Source organism: Panacibacter microcysteis, assembly GCF_015831355.1.
Classification (GTDB): Bacteria; Bacteroidota; Bacteroidia; order Chitinophagales; family Chitinophagaceae; genus Panacibacter; species Panacibacter microcysteis.
The window spans coordinates 770,017-794,240 of sequence record NZ_JADWYR010000002.1; the positions used below are offsets into that span (position 1 = coordinate 770,017).

The 24,224-nt window shown below is 41.7% G+C and carries 15 protein-coding genes; 7 read left to right on the forward strand and 8 right to left on the reverse strand.

Annotated elements, in window-relative coordinates:
* Positions 1–113 precede the first annotated feature (113 nt).
* The 6 genes from I5907_RS15095 (at position 114) to I5907_RS15120 (ending at position 12,505) form a co-directional block, all read left to right on the forward strand.
* The gene (locus I5907_RS15095; protein ID WP_196991644.1) at positions 114–2,516 is read left to right on the forward strand and encodes an ABC transporter permease; all 2,403 of its coding nucleotides are present in this window, start codon (positions 114–116) and stop codon (positions 2,514–2,516) included.
* 59 nt (positions 2,517–2,575) lie between these two features.
* Positions 2,576–3,934, forward strand: a complete 1,359-nt coding sequence (locus tag I5907_RS15100) for an ABC transporter permease (protein ID WP_196991645.1) — start codon at positions 2,576–2,578, stop codon at positions 3,932–3,934.
* A gap of 59 nt (positions 3,935–3,993) precedes the next feature.
* The gene (locus I5907_RS15105; RefSeq protein WP_196991646.1) at positions 3,994–5,022 is read left to right on the forward strand and encodes an ABC transporter permease; all 1,029 of its coding nucleotides are present in this window, start codon (positions 3,994–3,996) and stop codon (positions 5,020–5,022) included.
* 303 nt (positions 5,023–5,325) lie between these two features.
* Entirely contained in the window at positions 5,326–7,383 is a 2,058-nt protein-coding gene (locus I5907_RS15110) for a T9SS type B sorting domain-containing protein (RefSeq protein ID WP_196991647.1), read from the forward strand.
* Between the two features lie 332 nt (positions 7,384–7,715).
* On the forward strand, positions 7,716–10,091 hold the full coding sequence (locus tag I5907_RS15115; protein WP_196991648.1) for an ABC transporter permease: 2,376 nt from the start codon (positions 7,716–7,718) through the stop codon (positions 10,089–10,091).
* 62 nt (positions 10,092–10,153) lie between these two features.
* The gene (locus I5907_RS15120; RefSeq protein WP_196991649.1) at positions 10,154–12,505 is read left to right on the forward strand and encodes an ABC transporter permease; all 2,352 of its coding nucleotides are present in this window, start codon (positions 10,154–10,156) and stop codon (positions 12,503–12,505) included.
* 250 nt (positions 12,506–12,755) lie between these two features.
* Here I5907_RS15120 and I5907_RS15125 read toward each other — a convergent pair whose 3' ends face one another.
* The 8 genes from I5907_RS15125 to I5907_RS15160 form a co-directional block, all read right to left on the reverse strand.
* Complete coding sequence (locus I5907_RS15125; protein ID WP_196991650.1) at positions 12,756–13,895, reverse strand: NAD(P)/FAD-dependent oxidoreductase; 1,140 nt, start codon at positions 13,893–13,895, stop codon at positions 12,756–12,758.
* Positions 13,885–14,577, reverse strand: coding sequence for a methyltransferase domain-containing protein (locus I5907_RS15130; RefSeq protein ID WP_196991651.1), 693 nt, complete (start codon positions 14,575–14,577; stop codon positions 13,885–13,887). The genes I5907_RS15125 and I5907_RS15130 overlap by 11 nt, the downstream gene beginning before the upstream one ends.
* On the reverse strand, positions 14,574–15,707 hold the full coding sequence (locus tag I5907_RS15135; protein WP_346266788.1) for a type III polyketide synthase: 1,134 nt from the start codon (positions 15,705–15,707) through the stop codon (positions 14,574–14,576). Before I5907_RS15135 ends, I5907_RS15130 begins: the two co-directional genes overlap by 4 nt.
* Positions 15,646–16,506: a UbiA family prenyltransferase gene (locus tag I5907_RS15140; protein WP_231402125.1), complete on the reverse strand. Its 861-nt coding sequence runs from the start codon at positions 16,504–16,506 to the stop codon at positions 15,646–15,648. The genes I5907_RS15135 and I5907_RS15140 overlap by 62 nt, the downstream gene beginning before the upstream one ends.
* A 478-nt stretch (positions 16,507–16,984) precedes the next feature.
* Positions 16,985–17,572: a peptide-methionine (S)-S-oxide reductase MsrA gene (gene msrA / locus I5907_RS15145; protein WP_231402126.1), complete on the reverse strand. Its 588-nt coding sequence runs from the start codon at positions 17,570–17,572 to the stop codon at positions 16,985–16,987.
* Positions 17,573–17,852: 280 nt separating this feature from the next.
* Complete coding sequence (locus I5907_RS15150; RefSeq protein WP_196991653.1) at positions 17,853–18,770, reverse strand: hypothetical protein; 918 nt, start codon at positions 18,768–18,770, stop codon at positions 17,853–17,855.
* 195 nt (positions 18,771–18,965) lie between these two features.
* On the reverse strand, positions 18,966–20,462 hold the full coding sequence (locus tag I5907_RS15155) for a lipopolysaccharide biosynthesis protein (RefSeq protein ID WP_196991654.1): 1,497 nt from the start codon (positions 20,460–20,462) through the stop codon (positions 18,966–18,968).
* A 154-nt stretch (positions 20,463–20,616) separates the two neighbouring features.
* A complete protein-coding gene (locus tag I5907_RS15160) occupies positions 20,617–22,299 on the reverse strand; it encodes a M1 family metallopeptidase (RefSeq protein WP_196991655.1) in 1,683 nt (560 codons plus the stop codon).
* 44 nt (positions 22,300–22,343) lie between these two features.
* On the opposite strand from I5907_RS15160, the gene I5907_RS15165 reads away from it, so the two are divergent.
* Positions 22,344–24,089, forward strand: a complete 1,746-nt coding sequence (locus I5907_RS15165; RefSeq protein ID WP_231402127.1) for an ABC transporter substrate-binding protein — start codon at positions 22,344–22,346, stop codon at positions 24,087–24,089.
* Positions 24,090–24,224 lie beyond the last annotated feature (135 nt).

Sequence of the window (24,224 nt, forward strand, 5' to 3'; positions counted from 1 at the left end):
CGAAGATCGCACCGTGCTGAATACAGAGCCGAACGTACAAGTGAGTGACACAACAGGCGCTGAACAGCGAACCATAAGCTGGTAACATCATTAACTAAAATAATCTGTTGCTTATGTTGAGAAACTATTTTAAATCGGCATTTCGCAGTCTCTGGAAAACCAGGACCACCAGCTTTATCAACATATTCGGGCTTGCTGTTGGCATGGCTGCCGCTGTTTTTATTTTTCTGTGGGTGCAGAATGAGGCAAGTTTTGATAGCTTCCATACTGAAAAAGAGCAGGTGTACAGGATAACATGCGACATTGCTATTAACGCCGATGAGCAATGGAAATGGGAAAATGCACCGATGATGATGGCCGAAACCGCCTTGCGTGAAATACCAGAAGTAGAGCAGGCATCTCGTGTAATGATCAATAACTGGGGCGGCCCTGTGTTGAATATTAATAATAAATTATACGACGAAAAAACAAGTGCGTGGGTAGATAAAAACTGGTTCAATATTTTTTCTTATGATTTTATTGCGGGCAATGCAGCAGGGTTTGCGCAGGATCCGTTCAGTATTATACTTACCGCATCGAAAGCCAAAAAATTCTTTGGCAATGCAGAAGCGGTTGGGCAGGTGATTAAGGTGGATACAACCAACTATACTGTAAAGGCAGTAATAAAAGATAACCCGATCAATTCTAGTTTCCAGTTTGATATTTTACTGCAGATGGGCGGTCGCCTTGCCGATCCCAATACGTACAGGAACGACCTTACCTGGAATAATTTTGGCTATATCACTTTTCTTAAACTGCGTAAAGACGCAAGCGTTACGCAGGTTATTGCCGGTTTAAATAATATTGTAAAAAAGAACAGGCCCGGTAACGATAATACCACCATCAGGCTGATGCCATTGAAGGACCTGTATTTCGAGGAAGACCTTCAGTCTTCTGCTATGCCAAAAGGCACAGAAAAAACTGTATACATATTTAGTATACTGGGCATATTGCTGTTGCTTACAGCATGTATTAACTATGTAAACCTTACCACTGCAAAAGCCAGCCTGCGTGCAAAAGAAGTAAGTGTAAGAAAAATAATCGGCGCCGACAGGAGCAGCCTTTTTGCACAGTTCATTACTGAGTCGCTCACAGTAAGTTTATTCGCATTGTTCTTCACGGTAGTACTGCTTATCCTGGGCCTGCCTTTGTTCAATGATATAACAGGAAAGTCGTTCGAGATTTCCCTCAGTTCATTTGCTGTATGGAAGGTACTTACCGGAACGCTGTTGTTTGCAGCGGTGCTTAATGGCATTTACCCGGCCTTGTTGTTGTCGTCTTTCAAACCGCTGAATGTTTTCAGGGGTGTAAGTGTGCTTAAACTCAATGATGGAGCGGTACGCAAAGGCCTGGTAGTTTTCCAGTTTGCGCTTTCAACGGTGCTTATAGCAGGTGCAATGGTAATTTACCGGCAGCTCAATTATATACAAACCACCAACCCGGGTTACAATGTGTCGCAGGTAATGTCGGTAGAAGTGCCTTATCCTGCTTATGCAAAACTAAAAGGTGAGGAGCTGGGTATGTTTTTTCAAACATTTAAAAACGAATTGCGCAGGCAGCCCGGCGTTATGGGAGTAAGTGGTGGCAGTGATGATATTACGAATGTGCAAAGTTACTCATCGGGCAATGCAGACTGGGATGGCAGGGATACCTTGTTCAACCCTTCCATTGCCAGGCTAAGCGTGGATGCAGATTTTAGAAGCATGTTTAAATTGCAGCTCGCAGACGGGCGCTGGTTTACCACGGGCAAAGATGATGAACGTAATTACATTTTAAATGAAACAGCTGTGGCACAGTTTAACATGCATAAACCGGTTGTAGGGCAGCGTTTTACCTGGGGCGGAGATACAGGGCATGTGGTTGGCGTAGTAAAAGATTTTCATTATAAGAGCTTACACGATAAAATAGGGCCAATGGTGTTGATGTCAGAAACACAAAGAAGTTCGCACCTGTTTGTAAAAGTGGCACCGGGCAGCATTCCTGCAACGGTAAGTGCTGTGCAGTCTGTATGGGCATCGCTTGTACCAACACAACCTTTTCATTATACTTTTCTGGATGACAGCTTTAATGTGCTGTACAGCAAAGACATTCAAACCTCTCAGCTGATCCTCATATTTTCTTTTATTGCGGTTATTATTGCCGCGCTTGGCCTGTTTGCACTGGCCGCTTTTACAGCAGAGCAGCGAACAAAGGAAATAGGCATACGCAAGGTGCTGGGTGCATCGGTACAGCAGATAACAACGTTGCTTTCCAAAGACTTCGTTGTATTAGTATGCGTGGCAATTGTTATAGCAACACCACTTGCCTGGTGGGCTATGAACAACTGGTTGCAGGATTTCGCTTACCGTATAGACCTCGGGTTTGGTATTTTTCTATCATCTGCGGCGGTAGCTATATTCATCGCATTGTTGTCTGTAAGTTACCAGGCCATAAAAGCTGCTATTGCAAACCCTGCAAACAGTTTACGAACAGAATAACTGCGATGATACGGCCAGATCATACAATGCCGTGGCGCCGAAACAGATGAGAAAACTTTATGTTCATAACAGTATTAATGAATATGCTGGGCACATTTTTAAAAATATCGGTAAGGCATATTGTTAAAAATAAACTCTATGCCACTATCAATGTCATTGGGCTTGCAGCAGGTATTACCTGTATGATGCTGGCCATTCTGTACTGGCAGGATGAGCATAGCTTTGATGATTTTCATGCCAATAACGCTAACCTGTATCGCATTGTTACCACTGCTATTACAAAAGACGGCAAAGCCGAACCCACTGGTGGCACCGGGCAGGTACAAGGCCCTGCATTTAAGGCTTCTGTACCTGAAGTAAAAAGTTATACCCGTGTAATGGGTGGTGCAATTTATAGTGATGTGTCGGCTAATAACAAGACGCTTCACCTGCAACCGTTGTTTGTGGATGATAACTTTTTTGATGTATTCAGTTTCCGCTTATTGCATGGCAATGCAAATACAGTACTGAGTGATGTAAATTATGTAGTATTAACCGAAAGCACTGCCCGCAGGTTTTTCAACAGTACAGATGTAACAGGCAAATTGCTGAGTATGGATGCTGACCCCTCGTTCGAAAATTTGGGTAAGCCCTTAGTGGTATCAGGTGTTGTAAAAGATCCGCCTCCAAATTCTTCCCTGCAGTTTGACATCCTGCTCACATTCGGTTTTATGCGACTGTCTTTCGAAGACAATAACTGGCTGAATGCCTACCTGGGCACATTTGTCGTATTGCACCCACAGTCTGACAGAACACAGGTGGTGAAGAAGTTCAATGATATTTATACACATCATGCCAAAGGCCAATTAGGCAAAGAAGCGTTTGATATCTATGGTTTTGATCCAAAAATCACTTACAGTTTGCAGCCTGTTACAGACATACATTTAAATACCAGTATCAGTTCTTCCGGGGAAAGTGGTGTAGTAAATACCGGTAACCCGCTTACTTCTTACATGTTTATGGGTATCGCCGTTTTTATACTGTTAATGGCTGCAATCAATTTTGTTAACATCAGTATCGCCTGTTCATTGAAACGCATGAAAGAAATTGGTCTGAGAAAAATTGCAGGCAGCAGTAAAAGACAGATAATCCTGCAATTCCTTTGTGAGTCTGCAATATTGTGCTTTACCGCTTTTTTATTGTCAATGCTGTTCCTTTCAATAGCCTTACCATTGTTTAATACACTTGCAGGTAAACATTTTGTAGCAGAAAAGCTGGCTCAAACCAGTCTGTTGATGTACTTCGCCCTGCTGTTTACCGTGGTAGTTTTGTTAACCGGTTTATATCCCGCCTATATTTTGTCAAACTTCAGGGCCGCAGAAGTATTATACAACAGGCAAAAGCTGCCGGTAAAAATCTCTTTGGCCGTTCGCTGGTAGTATTCCAGTTTTCACTCGCTGTATTTTTGCTGATTGCTGCGCTTGTTTACAATCACCAAATGGATTTTGTGCGTACAAAAGACCTGGGGTACAATCCTGCTGGTATTATCAGAACAGGTTTTGGCGGAGACAGGGATTACAAAAAAGCGCACGATTACCTCGTAAATGAATTTTCAAAAGTGCCATCGGTAAAAACTGTTTCGTTTGGTAATGATGGGTGGGAAGAAGAAGTAGTGGCAGGTACGCATGCTTTCAAAGCGCTGTATAAGAATATCGATGCGCAATATTTACCTGTTTTAGAAATTCCGCTGTTGGCAGGCAGAAACCTTTCTGCATCTTTTCCAGGAGATATAAATACAGGCATTATAGTAAACGAAGCGTTTGTAAAAGCCGCTGCCATAAAAGAACCTATTGGTAAAGCCGTAACCATCAGGCTTAATGCAGGTTTCGATACAAGCACCAGATATATACGCGGTGTGGTGAAAGATTTTCATGTGGGTTCGCTCCGGCAAAAGATTGCACCAATGGTTATGTACATGCGTGATGTACCCGATGGCGGTATGTGGATTAAGATCGATCGCCGCCGGCAAAAAGATGCTATGGCCGCCATTGAAAGTATTTACCGCAAAGTCTTTCCATCCGGTGTTTACCAGTTCAGTTTCCTCGATGAACTTAATGCCATGCAATATGTGCAGGAGCAGCGCTGGCAGAAGATCATCACTATTGCAACGGTCATCGCATTTGTTATTTGTTGCATTGGGTTATTCGGACTCGCACATCTTTCCACCGTTCGTCGTACAAAAGAAATAGGCATTAGAAAAGTATTGGGCGCATCAGTGGCGCAAATACTCACATTGCTATCAGCAGATTTTTTACGGCTCGTTATGGTCTCTTTTTTTATTGCAATACCGGCAGCAATTATCGTAATGAATAAATGGCTCCAGGGTTTTGCCTATCGTACTTCGTTAGGCCCTGCACTGTTCTTTACAGCAGCAGGCTTAACTGTATTGGTCGCGCTCATAGCCATTATTGTACATACTACAGGAAGGGCTATTGCAAACCCTGTTGACAGCCTGCGGGCAGAATAGTTAACCGGTTACTAAATAGTTATCGCCGTGTAAAATATACGTGGTAAGATGATGTACCCGGCATTTGAATAATTATAAAGTTTTCGTTGCGTCGCACACTTGTACTGCAACACTTTACTCAGCACCTCAGCGTGTAACTGCGCACTGCTAATCTGCATGGGGCTTTAGAAGTACATCAACAGCTTTCAGCGAATATCTATGTTGCAGAGCAGGCATGCATAACATATAAACAAATGTATTGGTGGGGCAGAATATTTCTGTATTCAGTATAATGCACTGTAAATTGCATCTACAAAGCAATGTATGCGATTGTTCGGCCCCTTAATATCAGTGGTGCTATTGTGCGTTTTTTCTTCGCTGTATGCAGTGGCCCAGGTATGTGCGACAGATTACCTTTCCGTAAACTTTATCACACCAACTGTACAACAAACCGGCAAAGCCATCTTTAATACAGAGGGCAGTATTGATATACCAGGGTCTGTTTTAAGAAAAAACTCTGTTTTGATCGATGGAATGTTAACGCGGTCAACAAAGCAGGGAACAATATTATGGAGCAGGGCATATTCATCGTCCAACTATGATTATGTACAGTTTTATAATGCTGTGCCGCTGGATAATGGTGAAACGATGGTGACAGGCTCACTGTCAACGGTCGATACAGCTTCCATTCCACCGGCTGTACTCGCTTCTACAGGTTTCCTGGCCCGCATAGACCGCCAGGGAAATATTAAATGGACCAGGCTGTTTGACAATATATTTACGCCTGATGCCATGATAAAACTGAACGATGGAAACATTGTGGTGTCTTTCAATGCAAGGAAAGATGTAGCAAATACAATCCTGCTCTGTTTCGATGCAGATGCTAATATAAAATGGAATAAAATTATTGCCTGGCGTGCAGGTGATGCTCCGGGTGCTACAAGGTTGCTCCAACTCCGCAACGGAGATCTCCTGGTAGCGCAAAAAGATTTTTACTTTGATAGTAATACACCTTCTACACCACCTAAGAATGGGTATTATATGCACTGCCTGGACGGTAAAAGTGGTTTGAATAAATGGGAACACTTTTATTGGTTTACTTTCTTCAATAACCGAAGTTCATTCGCAGATGTAACCAGCCTGGCAGCGTATGATGATGGTACAATCAGCCTCATATCTTCTTATGCTGATACCGCTTACTACCAGTTTCGAACAACAAAAAATATTGTAAACATCAAAGTGAATGAACAGGGCAGGCTGTTATCTGCTTTACATTATACGTCCGGCAAACCTCCGCTGTATAGTTCAGATGCAGTGTATGATACCAAAAATGACCGTCTTATAATTCTGATGGATAATGCAGATAGTCCATTATTGATGGCCGTTGACAAAGGCGGACAAGTATTATGGCATCATGCATACAGTAAAGTTGGAAGAAGCCAGGAAACTACCTCGCTGCTTACAAGTGATGCAGGCTACTATTTTTTTTGCTTTACGCATAATGGAGGAAGCAAGGAGTTTTCGATGGTAAAAACTGATACTGATGGTAAAGCCGATTGTGTAGAAAGTGAAAGTGATATTACGGCTGCAGATATGTCTTCCTTTTACAGGCAGGAAGATGTTACACTGCCTGTTAAGGATGTGCAGGCCGGCTGGTATTCTGTATCTGCAATCGGTAAATATGACTACGGTATGAAATCAACCGTTATTTGTAAACAAACCTGCTGTACTGATGTAACAGCCTATGCAACTCCTGTGGATCTTTGCAATGCCAGAGAATACCTGCTATCCAACAATGAGAAGGTTACAGGTTCTGGCATATACCCGGTGCAGTTTAAAACGGTTAAAGGCTGCGACAGTATTGTTTACTTCGACGTTACTTTTTCAAAAAGCCCGGAAATTGACCTGGGCAGCAGTTATTGCCTTGCTGGTAAAGACTCCCTGATCTTAAAAGTGAACCCAGTTTACTCAAAGTATTACTGGAATAATGTTTTAACAGGCAGCCCTTATTTTGTAGTGAACAAACCGGGGCTTTATACGGTGAGCGTTACCAATGCATGCGGCACTAAAACAGATACCACGCAGGTATTTAAAGACTGCAGTTTTCCTGTTACCATGCCGGGTGCCTTTACACCTAATAAAGATGGAAAGAACGATATATTCCGGGTACCAGCACAGGTAGCCAACAAACTGGTCAGGCTTGCTGTATTTGACAGATGGGGTAATGCTTTGTTCTTAACCGGCGATGCAGGGAAAGGATGGGATGGAACTTACAAAGGAATACCGGCACCTGCCGGTACTTATGTATATTTCGTTGAAATGATCTCACTGGATGGTAAAGAAAAAATAAACCAGAAAGGTACAATCGTACTCATAAGATAAAAACTGCTTTGTTCAGCAGCGTACATAAGGTGTCCGATATCGGACACCTTATGTCGTTATAAGAGGTGTAAGTGTTTATAAATTAACAATTTAGGTATTGGCATGACCATTGAAAATTATTTTGATTAACCGGTGAGGTGTGCCTGTTGCTAACTATTGATGATATGAATTTGCCGTAACAGGATTGCTTTTGAAGAGGCGTGTACTGACTAACGAAGATGCACCCGGAACTGCTGAATAATGTGTTGCAGTACAAGAGTGCGACGCAAGAAAAGCTTAATAGGATTGCCACTGTTTGGTTCAACAATATTTACACTGTTCAAACAACAACCATGATCAAAAATTACCTGAAGATTGCATGGCGCAGTCTTAGTAAAAACAAAGTTTTTTCGCTGATCAACATTCTTGGTTTAACGATCGGGATTACAGTTTGCATGATGATTTTTGTTTTTATCATGAACGAATTCAGCTTTGATAATTTTCATGCAAAGAAAGACAACCTGTACCGCGTGGCACGCTCATTTGACCAGGATAAAACTATTGCGCCGTGGGTTTCGGGACCATATGCAAGCGCATTGAAAAATGATTTTCCGGCAGAAATAAAAAACGCTGTTCGTATAATGCCATCAAGCGACCTGATTGTGATTGGCGATAAATCGTTCAATGAAAAAAATGTGTACCTGGCGGATGACAATTTCTTTAGTGTGTTTTCTTTTCCGCTGTTAAGAGGCAATGTAGCTACAGCTTTGAAAGAGCCCGGCAGTATTGTACTTACAGAAACCACTGCAAAAAAATATTTTGGCAGTGCAGAAAATGCCATGAGCAAAGTGTTGCAAATGGATAAAGACATGCAGCTGAAAGTAACCGCTGTTGCCAAAGATGTTCCATCTAATTCGCATTTAAGTTTTGATATGGTTGTGCCGCTTTCTAACTGGTACAATGAGCCGTGGTTCAAAGTGTGGATCAACAACAATCATTTTGTATATCTTGAATTGAATGATCATGTAGACAAAGCAAAGCTGGAGCAGAAGTTCCCTGCATTTATGGATAAATATATGGGAACCGACATGAAGCGGATGGGCGTAAAAGTAGGCCTGAAACTGACACCTGTTAAAGAGATCTATTTCAGTGAATCTTCGAGCTTCGACCCGACAAAACATGGCGATAAAACAATCGTTTATATTTTCCTGTCCATCGCTGTTTTGATATTGCTGATTGCGTGTATCAACTTTATGAATCTCTCCACGATAAGGGCTGTGGAAAGATCAAAAGAAGTTGGCTTAAGAAAAGTACTTGGCGCATTGAGAAACCAACTGGTACTGCAATTTATCGGGGAGTCCTTTTTACTTACGATAATCTCGTGCATCTTTTCACTGGTATTGTTACAACTACTTTCTCCTTTGTATAACCAGTTGCTTGGTTATACACTCACTGTATCATGGAATACATGGCCCATCTATGTTTTCCTTACGGGTATTATCCTGGTCGTAGGTTTTCTTGCAGGCAGCTACCCGGCTTTTGTACTTTCTGCTTTTAAGCCTGTTGAATCTTTGAAAGGGAAACTGAAGCTTGGCAAAGGAGGTTCAACATTCAGGCAGGCACTGGTGGTTGTACAGTTCAGTATTTCAGTATTACTGATTGTTGGCACCATAGTTATCGTAAACCAGATGAGTTATGTAAAGAACAAACAGTTGGGATATGACAGGGAGCAAACCCTTGCTATACCTATTGACAACGAAGATTTTTATGAGCACCTGCAAAGTTTTAAAAGTGAATTGTTGAACAACAGTAATATTGAATCTGTGTCAATGATGTCTGGTGAGCCCGGCGGCTTCTTTGACCAGCATACTTTTGAAGTAGAAGGCCAGCGTGATACGTGGAAAGCAAGAACTGAATTTGCTGACTTTGATATTGTGAACACACTGGGGCTGAAAGTAATTGCGGGCAGAAGCTTTTCACCGCAGTTTGGTACAGATAGTACCGATGCCGTGATGATCAACCATACAGCAGCCACCAAGCTGGGTTTTACACCTGCTGAAGCTGTGGGTAAATGGATAAAAAATACCATCAGGGATACAGCGAGAAGAAGAATAGTGGGCGTAGTAGAAGATTTCAATTTTCTATCGCTCAAAGAAAATATGGAACCGCTTGTTATTTCAACAGCAGAAGACAGGAGAGTGGCGCTCGTAAAAATAAAACCCGGGCATATTAATGCAGGCACAGAAGCAGTAAAGAAAGCTTATGCAACAGTAACACCGCTATACCCGCTGGAATATACTTTTCTTGATCAGAAGTTTGATTCTATGTACAGAACCGATATAAGACAGCAAACCATACTGGGCATATTTTCCGGTCTTGCTATATTCATTGCCTGCCTGGGATTATTCGGGCTTGCATCTTTTACTACAGCAAAACGCACGAAAGAAATCGGGGTAAGAAAAGTGCTGGGTTCATCTACACAAAACATTGTTGTACTGCTGTCCAAAGACTTGCTGAAGCCTGTAATGATTGCTACTGTTATCGCTATGCCTGTGGGGTATTATGCTATGAATACCTGGCTGCAGAATTTTGCTTATCGTACACCTTTTAGCTGGTGGATTTTTGTGCTTGCAGCGGTCATCATTTTTGGTATTGCATTACTTACTGTCAGCATCAAGGCGTTAAAGGCAGCCATAATGAACCCGGCAAAAAGCCTGAGGAGCGAGTAATCCTTCGGCGATAAAATATTGTGCCTGCATAAAAAATTGATACCATTATAAATAACCCGATCATGTTTAAAAACTATATTAAAGTTGCCTGGCGAAACCTGTTTCGCAACAAAGGTTTTACCATTACCAATGTACTAGGCCTGGCTATTGGCATAACCTGTACCATGCTTATTGTATTATGGGTGCAGGATGAACTTACCTATGACAGGTTTCATCAGGAGCACGACAATATTTACCAGGTTATTGCCAACCGCGATTTTAACAACCAGGTATTTACAGACAGGAGCATGGTATTGCCACTGGCCGCAGAACTGGAAAAAAATATTCCGCAGGTAAAACGTGCAGTGGTTACAACCTATCCGCAGCAAAGGGTACTTACACTGGGTGATAATAGAATAAAGAAACAGGGATTGTTTGTAAGTGAACATTACTTTGATATGTTCACCTGGAAATTTATCAAAGGCAATGCTGCCACTGCTTTGAAAGATCCCAATTCGGTAGTGCTCACCAGGTCGGCAGCAACAACGTATTTCGGCGATGCAGATCCAATTAACAAGGTGCTTCGTTTCGATAATATTAAAGATGTAAAAGTTTCAGCGGTTATAGAAGATGTACCTGGTAATTCGTCTTTCCGGTTTGAGTGGCTGGTGCCATTCAATTACGATGAAGAAGATACAAAGCGTGCCATGAATGAATGGCAAAGCTCTTCATGGAATGTGTTTGTACAAACTGTACCTGGTACAGATACCGCATTGTTAAATAAAAATATTACAAAGCTGAAGCGTGCGCATGGTAATGATGATATCAGCACCTATTTCGCCTTTCCTATGAATAACTGGCATTTGTACAGTGACTTCAACGATGGTGTAAATACCGGCGGGATGATCGAGTATGTAAGGTTATTTTCCATTGTGGCTATTATCATTTTGCTGATAGCCTGTATCAATTTTATGAACCTGTCTACTGCAAGGTCGGAAAAACGTGCGAAAGAAGTAGGCATACGCAAAACACTCGGCTCTCAAAAAAAGCAACTCATTTTACAATTTTTTGCAGAGTCGATGATCCTTACGGTAATCGCATTTTTTCTCGCATTGGTTGCTGTTCTGCTATTGCTGCCATCATTCAACCAGCTTGTAGATAAGCAGCTTACTATACAATTTTCACAGCCATTTTTCTGGCTTACGGCACTCGGTATAGTGTTGTTTACAGGCCTTGTCGCAGGAAGCTATCCAGCGTTGTACCTGTCATCATTCAAACCTGTGAAAGTGCTGAAAGGTACGCTTACACAAGGTAAAGGTTCTATTTTGCCAAGGCATGTGCTGGTGGTTTCGCAGTTTGTTATTTCCATTTTACTGATCTCGGCTACCATCGTGGTTTACCAGCAAATACAGCATGTAAAAGACCGTAGTATGGGGTACGATCCTGATAACCTTATCATGATTCCCGCAACAGAACAGACCAACCAGAACTATGCTGTTATCAGGCAGGAATTACTTAGCTCCGGTATGGTAAGTGCTGTAACCAGGACATCTTCTCCCATAACAGAAGTTTGGTGGAACACCGGTGCACCAGACTATGAAGGCAAACCTGCAAACAGCCAGATTATTATGGGTGCGCTGGCTACAGATATTGGTTTTACCACAACCATGGGCGTTAAAATGCTGCAGGGTAAAGACTTTGCAGGCACACCGGCAGATTCAGCATCGATGATACTGAACCAGGCTGCTGTTGATGCAATGAAACTGAAGAACCCTGTTGGTATGCAAATGCGCTTTGGCAGAACATTTAACGTTATTGGCGTAACAGACAATATAGTAATGACCTCTCCATTTGAGCCAGCTTACCCAATGTTGATCATCTTCGATCCAAACGGCGCAGCCATGAACACGCTTCGTTTGAAGAGCGGCATAAGCCCGCAGAAGGCATTGGCATCTATCGAAACGATCTTTAAAAAGCATAATCCGCTGGTGCCTTTTGAGTACCAGTTTGTAGACCAGGAGTTTCAACGCAAGTTTTTAACGGAAGAGCTCATTAGTAAACTCACCAATATTTTTGCCGGGCTTGCCATATTTATCTGTTGCCTCGGCCTGGCAGGGCTCGCTTCCTTCACAATCGAAAAGCGCATACGCGAAATTGGTGTAAGAAAAGTATTGGGTGCTACTGTGCAACAGTTATTATTATTGATTTCAAAAGAATTTTTAAAACTGGTGATGATTGCCTTCGTCATTGCTATACCGTTAACATGGTGGGCCATGAGCACCTGGCTGCAACGCTATACTTACCGGATAGATATCAGTATATGGCTTTTTGCAGTGGTAGGGGCGGTAATATTGTTGCTTACATTGGTGGTAGTTAGTATGAACACCATGCGGGCAGCTATGCGCAATCCTGTAAAAAGTTTGCGGACTGAATAAACAGTTAAGTATGATGTAACCGGCAGCAGTATAAGCATTAGGCTTTCGTTGTGTCACTCACTTGTACTGCAGCAACTTTATTGGGCAAGCGCGAAGATATAAGCGTAGACATATTTGCTTTGCAGGTTCATTCGCTATTGAGGTCGTTAGTGGCAAATACAGCAACACTGTGCTATGCCGTAGCTTTTGCAGAACGATGAAGAGTGCGACGCAACAGGTGCCCGATAGTAGTACAGCTGCCGGGCCCATACTAAAAAGCATTTCCATGTGTGGTGCTGATTATTTTCCTGGCCAGCCATGGGGTGTGGTTCATAGTAGTAAGAAAAAGAGATGTGGCAGTGTTGTTTCCAAATATTGATTGCACAAAGCGCCCCATACCCAGGCGCCGGCTAAATTGTTGCTGCCACTGCTTTGTGTAATGATCTTCCATTTCCTTCCTGCTAATGGAACCATGTAAAAACCTGTTGATGTTATCAAAAGCAAGTTTGGATGCATGCATGGCCATGCTCATACCATTGCCACAGAGCGGCGTTATTAAACCAGCCGCATCACCAATCATCAAAACGTTATTTTCTACCTGTTCTTTTTTATTAAAGCTAACCTGCGAGATAACAAGCGGTTCTTGATACAGGAATGTAGCTTTTGTAAAAATGTGCTGCAATAAAGGGTTTTGCCACAACACCTGCTGCTCCATTTGCTTAATGGAATTACCGTGTTGTTTCAGGTTGCCGGCCGTTGTTAAATAACAAAGACAACATTTGCCGTCTTCAATAGTCGAAATGCCGCAATAACCATTGCTAAAATTATGAAGCGCTATATTTTGCCTGGGAAAGGCGTAACGTATATGATATTTAACGCCAATATAATTGTTTAGTTTGTCAGGTTTTTTTTGTGTAAAGCTCCTGTTCCATTTAATATCGAGGTTACTGCGTTTGCCATAGGTTGCAGCGGCTACTTTAGCAGTGAGATTGCCGGCATTGCTTTCAGCAGTAAATTTTTCATTTGCAAATGAAAGGTTTTGCACTTTTGTGTTCTGCAACACATGTACGCCTTTCTTTGTTGCTATATCGTACAAAGCATTGTCAAGCGTATAGCGGCTTATACCAAAGCCACCAAGTGGTAAATCAAAACTATAAAGTTTACCCTTCACATCAGAAAGCTGCAGCTTGTTAATTACAGGCAATTCGTAAGCGTTATCGTTAAATCCCAGGCGTTTTAGAAAAGGCAGGCTTTCGAGGCTTATGTATTCGCCGCAAACTTTATGATAGGGATATCGCTCTTTTTCAAACAGTACGGTCTTGTAACCGGCATCTGCAGCCTGTATAGCCAGCGTCAGGCCTGCAAGGCCGCCACCTGCAATAGCAATATCATAATCTGTTTCAGCTTTCATGTTTGTATAAGATCAGGTAACGAAACGCCCATTTCCATGCTATAGAATAATGAGCCAGGCCTGCCCGCTTGAAGATATTTATCCACTCAGATTTTTTGAAACCCCTGGCTACGCTCAGCGGTGCATCGTTTTTTACAAGATAAGACTTTGAGAAAAATTTTGTCAGCAGTTTTATAGAATGGTAAGCGATGGTATTCCTTTCGAGGTCATTGATGAAAAAGCCAATACGACTGTTGTCGTGCATCCAGCGTAGCTGCTGAACCAGTTGATCTTCCGTAAAATGATGACAAAATAAACTGGAAAATATAATATCGGGTTTTTGATCGAACTGAACATGCCTGTAATCTGATGTTATCCACTCTGCAGTAAAATTTGACTGGTTCTTTGCTTTGGCAAAATCAATACATTCTTTTTTAACATCTATGCCAATAAAGCCTGCAGATGCATGAGGTAGTGCCTTTGCGATCGCGGCAAGGTTATCTCCGCCACCGCAGCCAATCTCGCAAACGGTTATCTGCCTTTTGTGTGCAGCAAGTTTTCGTAAACCATCTATTGTAATTGTATGACCGCCAAGCAATGTGTTGATCGTGTTTAACTCCTGCATGTTTTGCTTTATATCAGCAAAAGGAATATCATCACCGTCAAGCAACTCATTTTTGTATATCCGCTTGTTCAGGTTCATTGTTTGGAAGCTAGAAAAGTTTCCATTGTTAATCCGGGGCCAAATGCAACGCCGAAAATTTTAGCGTTTTGCTCCATATTTTCCATCATTTCCTTTAGCACAAAGAGTATAGTGGGAGAGGACATATTTCCATATTCGGCCAGTACTTTGGTGGAATAATGCAGGTCGTTTTCAGTGAGATCCAGCTTGTTCTCTATGGCTTCCAGTATTTTTTTTCCACCCGGGTGTATGCACCAATGGGTAATATCTTTTTTTGAAACGTTGTGGTGTAGTAGCGATTTAGAAACAAGCCCTTCAATATCTTCTTTGATCAGTTGTGGTACGTAGCCACTGAGCGTCATAAGAAAACCTTTGCTGCTAAGCTGCCACGACATATCATTTTTGCCTTTAAATGCCACGTGAGAAAAGAAACCGTTAATGCTTACAGCGTTCGCTGTACGAATATTATTCGACACCAGTACGGCAGCGGAGCCATCAGCAAACAGCAGGCTGCTGGCCGCATTGTCTGTTGTGTAATCATTTTGGAAATGAAGCGTGCACAATTCTGTATCAGCAATCATTACATTGGCATTTGGCTCTGCATCGCAAATTAATTTGGCAAGCTTTAAAGCATGAATGGCAGCATAACAACCCATGAAATTCACAGACGTTCTAAAGATAGCGGGGGAGAGCTCCAGCGCTTCCATGATCTGCAGGTCTAATCCCGGTGCACTCATGCCGGTACAACTCACCGTTATCAAGTGCGTAATATCATCTTTGTTGATAATACCTTCAATACATTTGGTAATAGCTTTTGTTGACAGCGGCAAAGCTTCCTCGTCAAAAACTTTCATTCGCTGCTCCAGCGAAGGAAAAGATTTCCCGCTTCGAGGAATGAAATCCCATTCATCCTCTGTGCGGCTGTAATCTCCAACAACAGAATAACGGCTGTGAATACCGCTGTGTTTGTATAAAAAAGAGAGCTTTCTTTTTTCGTCTTTTTCCAGGGCGTAAATATCAGACATGAAATGGATAATTTCATCCTGCCTGTGGCAATACCGTGGAACCGCTGTTGCTATGGAAATTATATCAGCCAATTTGATGTAGTATAATGATAGTGATAAATGCCAGGTTTGTACAGGTGGCAGCAAGCATGTTCATGCGCATGGTATTTTTAAAACTTGCTGCCTTTTCATCTTTAAAGACTGCCACGAACCATTTTATAAAGTAGAAAACAACAGGTATAAAAAATAGTTGCAGAATAATAAACATCCTTATGCTGCCTGTACTGTTATATTGAATAAACAATAATGCAAATGCTATTGCATACATAATGCCACAAAAAACAAATGTTCCGCGCTTACCCAGCAACATACTAATCGTTCTTACATTGTCTTTTTTGTCAGCCGCATGTTGATATACCTGTGTGATCGGGTAAAAACCACCGATCAAAAAGATTGATGCCGCCAGTGGTATTAACGGAATATCCTGCACACCAGTTTTATCAGCCGTATAAAATACAAGTGCAAAGATCAGCGCACCCTGGTTCAGTACCACCGTCACGTACCCGATCACAGGATACTTTTTTAGCCTTATGCCCCTGTAACTGTACAGCCTGGAAAATAATATATATACAACCAGGCCAAACGCAAACAGAGGGTTTACAAAGTATGCAAGCAGTAAGGCGGCAATATCCATCGCAATGGTAACATAAAACAGCTCTTTTGTTGGCTGTTCCGGTTTTTCAAGACCTCCTATACTATCTGTGTCTCTGTCCATGTAACTGTTGTAACCGTTGCTGGAAGGATAAATAAGTAAATGAATGATCAGCAGAGCGGCAATGGCATGAAGCCAGTGAATACTGCCTACAAAGCTCAGCGCAAAAAAGAAAACAGGCAGCAAAAAGAACGAGAAAGGAAAACGCAATAATTGAACGGTAGATGATTGCAATGACTAAATTTTCAGTTAAGTTATGCAATAAATACAGCACCGTTGCTTAATTGAATATTCATTTTTCAAGCAGACAGCTTCGCGTTTGTTGCATAAAGCTTCACAGTTGAAGAGTGCGACGCAACAGGCGATGCTATGCAAAACTACTGCTGATACAATAAATAAATAAAGCATTTGGTGCAACTAAGATTGTACCCGATGCTGTAAAACATTTCATATTTATGCAATTGCATGAGGCTTCTGAATCAAAAATTACATGCAATGTTCAATATTGGTAAAACAGAGCCGGTCACTCAAACGCCAGGTATTAGTGTGCATGAAAAAGCCGGCTACACAATCAATGGTTTAATTATATAGCCGGCTTTCTGTCCGCTTTTCAGCACCGGTTGTGTCACTCACTTGTACTGTACAACATATATGATCAACGATGCCTTTTCACGCAGTGCTGTAAAAAGCAAAACTGCATAGATCATACTTCTTACTTTTGAGACAGTGCGTTTGTCTTCAGTTTATCTTTAAAGACTTTCTCAAACTTTTCCACCTTGGGCATAATCACAAACCGGCAATACATCTGGGATGGATTGGAGTTATAATATTCCTGGTGATAGGCTTCTGCAGAGTAAAAATTCTTGTATGGTTCTATTGCCGTTACAATCGGATCTTTAAACGCGCCGCTGGAGTCGAGTTCATTTTTATAATAAGCTGCCTTTTCTTTTTGATCAGGCGTATGGTAAAAAACTACGCTTCGGTATTGTGTGCCAACATCATTTCCCTGGCGATTCAATGTAGTAGGGTCATGTGTTTTCCAGAATACCTCCAGCAATTCATCGAAAGAAATTACATCCGGCGAATACACAACCTGGCAGCATTCTGCATGGCCGGTAGTACCGGTGCATACCTCCTCATACGTTGGGTTGAGTACGCTACCGCCACTGTACCCGCTGGTAACTTTCACCACACCATTCAACCGTTCGAAAATGGCCTCTGTACACCAAAAACAACCGGTGCCAAAAGTTGCAGTGTCGTAGTGTACGCTTGTTTTCATTTTTGCTGTAGATAAATCCATGGATTGCCCTTTGTGTTCTGCACATGAAAAAATCAGCAGACAACTTAATAAAAGACTGCTATTAAGCATACCTGTGTAATTTTTTTTCATTCCTGTAATCATTTGCGCAAGTAGTAAAATTTTATCAATACGGTCAAGTTAATTAACAAAGCCCTATAAAGATAAAATTGATTAACCGTAAATACGGAAATCAGGACTGGTACTTACTTAAGGAAATGCTAAAGGATGGGCATAAAAAAAAGGATGGCATTTGCCATCCTTTTTTTGTTACAATAATTTGTTACCAAAGATTTATCGGTAAAGTTACTGTTGTGGTAACTCCATCTATAGTGAGGTCGGCTAGATTATCACAATCTCTTACCACGGTACCGTAATCTACAGTCCAGGTAGGTTGGTTTGTAAAATTAATGATCCTGTTTCCTGCAACAACAAAATCACAACGCTTATAAATAATAGGGTTAGCTACATCTATTGAGTCTCTGAATTGATAAGAAACACCGCCGCTTAACACGTCACCGGTTTCTACTCCTGTAACTTTAAACCATCCCTGAACGCGAATATTAGGATAGAATCCGTCATCTTCTCGCTTAACAAATCTTTTAGCGCCATTGTAAATTATATAGTCACCGTTGATTTCTGTAAGCTTTCTGTTCAAAGAAGTTTGTCTGTAAGCTGTTTGTGGGTCCTGCGTTTTGCTTTCATGTCTTACGCGTAAGCTACCCTCAAATTTTACACTATCGTAACCCTGCTTAGCACTTTTTACGTAGTAATTATCATATGTTTCGATAAAATAGCTTTGAGATGTAGTATCCATCATATCGCCATAATATGTACGAATCACCTTTCCGCTCCTGGTTATACCTGAAGCAACATAAGTACAACCGGTACCCCAATCAGTTATTACTGTTCTGGGATAAACACCTTCCGGATTGTCGTAGGTTACTACAGGAGGGCAGGAGCCATTATTTACAGCGGCACTTACAGCTAAAGAAGGATTTAATGCATAAGCAAGCTGTTCAGACTCTTCAGCCGCTGCGAGGTCTTGCAGACCAATCGTCTTTTTAATCGCAAAATCAGTATTGGAAGCTGAAGTCGAAGCTTGAGTAGGTTTTAATTCGTTTTTGTTACAGGATACAAATACAGTAGCTGCAATCATCAGAAGTGAACCGCCACCAAAAAGGAGTGTTTTTTTTCTCATCGGGTTTGATTTAGAATGTTCTTTTAATTTACGTAAAAACTTTTATGCTGGTTTCAAAATATAAGGTACTGATAAATCAAAGGATGCGGATAATAAAGTAAAAGTAGTATTTTTCGAATAAAAAGAAAAAATTGTTAAAGGATTAAAATTAGCAAGAATTCGGCTCTCAGAACAATTGCAATGTTTTATTGTACTTTAAACATTAAGCTTCAATCTTTTTTTCACCGTTTCCATTATCTGCAGGGCGTCAGGTGTCAGGTTAAAAAGAAAAATTCCGCCGATCATGATGCCTGAAAATACAGCACTTCGCAACAGCAGGAATACAAACCCATGAAACTGGCGAAACAGCCAGAAACTTACTGCATAAGCTACCAACGCTAATACAATTGCGATGACAGTTTTATTGCTAAAGGGTTGAAAGCCAAACTTTCTCCTTAAAAACTCAAATCTTATAAAATTGTACACAGTCAAAGAAATGAAATCACCATACACAGAGCCGATTATCCCGAATTCCTTTACAAACACGTATACAAGCGGGATCCTGAGCGCCAGCATAACCACACCGCTCAAAAATTCGAAACGCCAATAGGTAGAAGAACCGATTACCTGCGCATTTAATCCTGTGCCGGCGTCAATCACCCGGATAATACCGAATATAAACACCAGCGGTATGCCGGCTTTATATGCTTCCTGCACATTAAACACATCCAGTGCATCAGCTATATTCAGCCAGACATTGCCAAATATGAAAAGAGCAATCAACAGCAGGTTGATCGAAGAACGGTAGTAAATTCTTTTAATCTCTGCCAGGTTTTTGTCTTTCCATAAACGCACCAGTACACCGGTGGCAATAGCCTGTATACTTCTTACAGGTATTTGCATAAGACTGGATGTATACAACGCCAGCAGGTACACCGCCGCATCTTCCAGGCCTCTTATACTGGCAATCATCAATCCATCTATCGTTTGACCGATGGTTGAAACAACAATACCGCCAAAGATAAAAATCTGCATGGCCAGCATCTTTTTCTTAAACTTCTTCGTTACGCGGCTTGCCTTAAAGTGAAATTTGAACCTTCCTGTCCGTACCAGGTAAATAAGCAGCACAACGGCCATTATTACATAAGCCAGGGAAAACAGTTGCATAAACCGTTTAAAATCGATCCACTCAAAAAGGTATAAACAGGCCAGCAATAAAATGTACAACCGCATACCTGTCTCTTTTAAAAAATGCGGCAATATCGTTTTTTGCAATGCCCATGCATAACCTTCAAGCAGAGAAAAAAGCAGGTAGCCAAAAAAATAAGGAATGATGTATAAATAGTAATCAACCAGCAGTTTCGATTTGGTACCAAATTTTTGAACGATCACCGGTTCAAAAAAATAGGCACCAATCGCAACAAGTAAAAATCCAATAGCCGCGTACACAAAAGCCCTGCTTAAAAGATCAATTTCTTTTTCCGGCAGGTTGTCTTTATAGTACGGATAAAATTTGTAAACAATCGGTATAATACCGAGACTGGCAATGATGTAAAAATTCTGACCAATGTCATTGAACAACCGCGTAAGCGCATACTGATCCTGAGAAAAAGTTCCCTTGGTTACAAAAAGATAAGTATTTAAAACGCCAACGGCAACACCTATATATATTACAATGCTCGAAATGATCGCCTGTTTTCTTATACCTGACATGTAGTTGCTTATATCGGCAAATTAACCGAAAATATGTATAGGAATTTTTTGAGCCCGGCTTTTGCACATGCATTTAACGCCTGTTACGTCGCACTCTTGTACTGTGGAAGCTATATTGGCCAGGCGCGTAGATGGAAGCGTAAAACAGCTATCCTTATTTAATCTGCGCCTGTTCTTTAACCGTTACGTAATACAGACTTGTAATAAAATTACCATCCAGCAACGCTTTATCAGCGGCGCTTACAGACAGTTTTTGCCACTTCGTTGTGGGTTTCAATCTTATATTACCGTTGCCATTATTCAACGCAAGTTGCAAATTAAATCCAGGAACACAATCAGACCATTTATAGCAAAAAGTCTTGCCGTCATTGGTATAATAATAATCCAGTTGCGGAATTTGTGTGGTGCGCAGGTACTGGTCAAACACTTTACTAAAATCTATACCCGATGTTTTGCTGATATATTCTTCCACCTGTTTTGTATCCACCGTCTGGTGATAAAACGTCTTGTTTAAACCTCTTAATATTTGCCGCCATTGCCCATCATTGTCAATACTATGCCTGATAGCCTGTAACATATTACCTGCTTTGGGATACATATCTCCGCTGCCTTCTTTATTCACACCGTAAGGGCCAATGATATTTATGTCATTTTGTATACCTTTTCTTGTGCCGGCATTGTATTCATTACCGGCTTTTGCGCCGTAATAATAATCTGTAAAAAGTGTCTCGCTGTAATTGGTAAAACCTTCATGAACCCACATATCTGCAATATCATTGGACGTGATATTATTGGCAAACCACTCGTGACCACTTTCGTGCACAATAATAAAATCCCACTTCAATCCCCAACCGGTTCCAGACAGGTCTCTTCCCAGGTAGCCGTTTAAAAATTTATTGCCATATGCCACCGCACTCTGGTGTTCCATGCCCAGGTGTGGTGATTGTACCAGTTTGTAACCATCTTCGTAAAAAGGGTAGGGGCCCATCCAATACTCAAAAGCCCGCAGCATCAGCTTCACCTGTTCAAACTGCTTTTTCGCTTTCGGTATTTCATAATCCAACACCCAGTAACTAAGGTCAAGTTTACCTTTTTCGCCCATAAAAGTATCTGTCCAGTTTTCGTATTTACCAATGTAAGGAATGATGTTGTAGTTATTAATGGGATTGACAACCTCCCATGTATAGGTGGCCAGGCCGCCATTGGAAGATTTATTCTTTAACCTTCCGTTTCCTACACCAATCAATGTATCTGGTACAATCATGGTCAATGTTGCACCGCTATCGGGTTCGTCACTCTGGTGATCTTTGCAAGGGTACCAAACACTGGCGCCAAGACCCTGGCAGGCTACACTCATCCATGGCCTGCCGAGCGAATCTTTTTTCCATATCCAGCCGCCATCCCATGGTGGTCTTACTGCTTCTCTTGGTTTGCCATGATAGTAAACAGTTACATCGTTCACCGCGTTTGCCGGCTGCTTGGGCACATTTACATGCCATGCATTACCATCTTTTGTAAACTGCAGCGGCCGGTTGCTGTTGCCAAATAAAACACTGTCTATTACCAATGGCTCCTGCAGGTCTATCTGCATAAAGGCGGGGTAGCTGCTTTGTGTAACCTTATATTTGATACCTGTTTTACCTGTTATAGTTTTGGTGCTGTAATCGGGCTTTACAGAAATGTCATAATGCAGCACGTTCCACCATGTTCTTTCAGCATTAAGTGAACCACGCAGTGTATCCTGGTGTGTAAAGGTCGCTTTTTTTTCGCCGAGCTGTGCCTTTACAAAACCTGCAGATGAAGCCGTACACAACAGTAAAACAAGTATTTTCTTCATGCGATAAAAATAGGATATTCGATGCTGTCTCAGTTCTAAAATTTATGAATGGAACAATGGATTTAAACCAGCAACAGGGCTATACGCAACCGCAGCAAAACTGCGCCCGTTGCCCAATAGCATTGTTGCCGCTGAAGAGTGCGACGCAACAGGTGTTCAATCTTTATTCAACAGCCCGGCTCATACATGTATTTTTTCTATTATGTATACTCTTGTCATGCGCCCGTAAACAGCAAAATGACCAACAGGTTTTTTATTACAACGAAACAACCGGCGTGGCCACGCTGGATCCTGCGTTTGCCCGCAACCAAAGCATTATGTGGGTAACACACCAGTTATACAATACCATTGTAGAAATGGACGCTGACCTGAACATTGCACCCTCCCTGGCAAAAACATGGGAGATAAGTGCTGACAGGCTTATCTATACTTTTCACCTGCGAAAGGATGTATACTTTAATGATGACAATGTTTTTGAAGGCGGGAAAGGCAGACTGCTTACTGCAAACGATGTGGTATATAGCCTGCAAAGAATAGTGGATACAAAAACTGCCAGCAGTGGCGCATGGATATTTAATAACCGTGTTGATGCGGTAAATGGTTTTACCGCAATAAACGATTCCACTTTTCAGCTAACACTATTGAGGCCGTTTCAACCAATACTTGGTATTCTTACCATGCAGTATTGCAGCGTTGTTGCGAGAGAAGCTGTAGAAAAATATGGTAATGATTTTCGCAGCCATCCATGTGGCAGCGGGCCTTTCAGGCTTAAATACTGGGATGAAGGACAGGCTATGGTGCTGGAGAAGAACAAACAATACTGGGAGAAAGATGAAACAGGCAAACAGCTTCCTTACCTCGATGCTGTGAAGATCAGTTTCTATGATAACAAAGCCACCGAATTTCTGGAATTCAGGCAAAAGCGGCTCAGCTTTATCAATGACATTGACCCTTCTTTTAAAGACGAAGTGCTTACCAAAAAAGGCACACTGCGCAACGAATGGAAAGATAAAATACTGCTGGATAAACATGCTTACCTGAATACTGAATATTTCGGCATACTGGTAGATACGCAAAATGCACTGGTGAAAAATTCGCCCCTGAAAACAAAAGCTGTGAGACAGGCCATTAATTATTGCATCAACAGGCAGCAACTGATGATGTACATGCGTAACTCTATAGGTACTGCAGCTACTGCGGGTATAGTACCAAAAGGATTACCATCGAATAACACCGCAACAATAACCGGGTATCAATATGACCCTGCAAGGGCGGCGCAGTTGTTAAGGCAGGCGGGCATTGACAGGAAAAACGCGCCGGTAATAAAACTGCTTACAATTCCTGTTTATGCAGATATAGCAAGTTTCGTAGCAAAACAAGCGGCCGATATTGGTTTGGTTATACAGGTGGAGGTAATACAAAAAAGTTTATTGCTGCAGCAAACGGCGAAAGAGCAGGCGCCTTTTTTCAGGGCAAGCTGGATTGCCGATTACCCGGATGCGGAAAATTACATGACTATGTTTTACAGCAAAAACCCGGCTCCGCCCAATTATACACGCTACAACAATCCATTTTTTGATGCATTGTACGAAGAGGCTTTGCAGGAAACCAATGACTCACTCAGGTATGCATTGTACAGGAAAATGGACCAGTTGGTAATAGATGATGCACCTGTTGTGCCGTTGTTTTATGATGAGGTTATTCATCTTGTAAACAAAGAAGTAGTGGGCTTTCCTGCAAATGCACTTAACCTGCTCGAACTTAGAAGAACACAGGTAAAGAAGCAATAAGATATGTACAAAATGAGCGGGAACGTGTTAATAATTCTTGGCAGTAGTATGTAGTTGTTACATCGTTCAACCGCTGTTGCCCGATTATTGCTATGTCTTGCAGGTGTGCGAAACACGGATGGGGGATAAGCCATA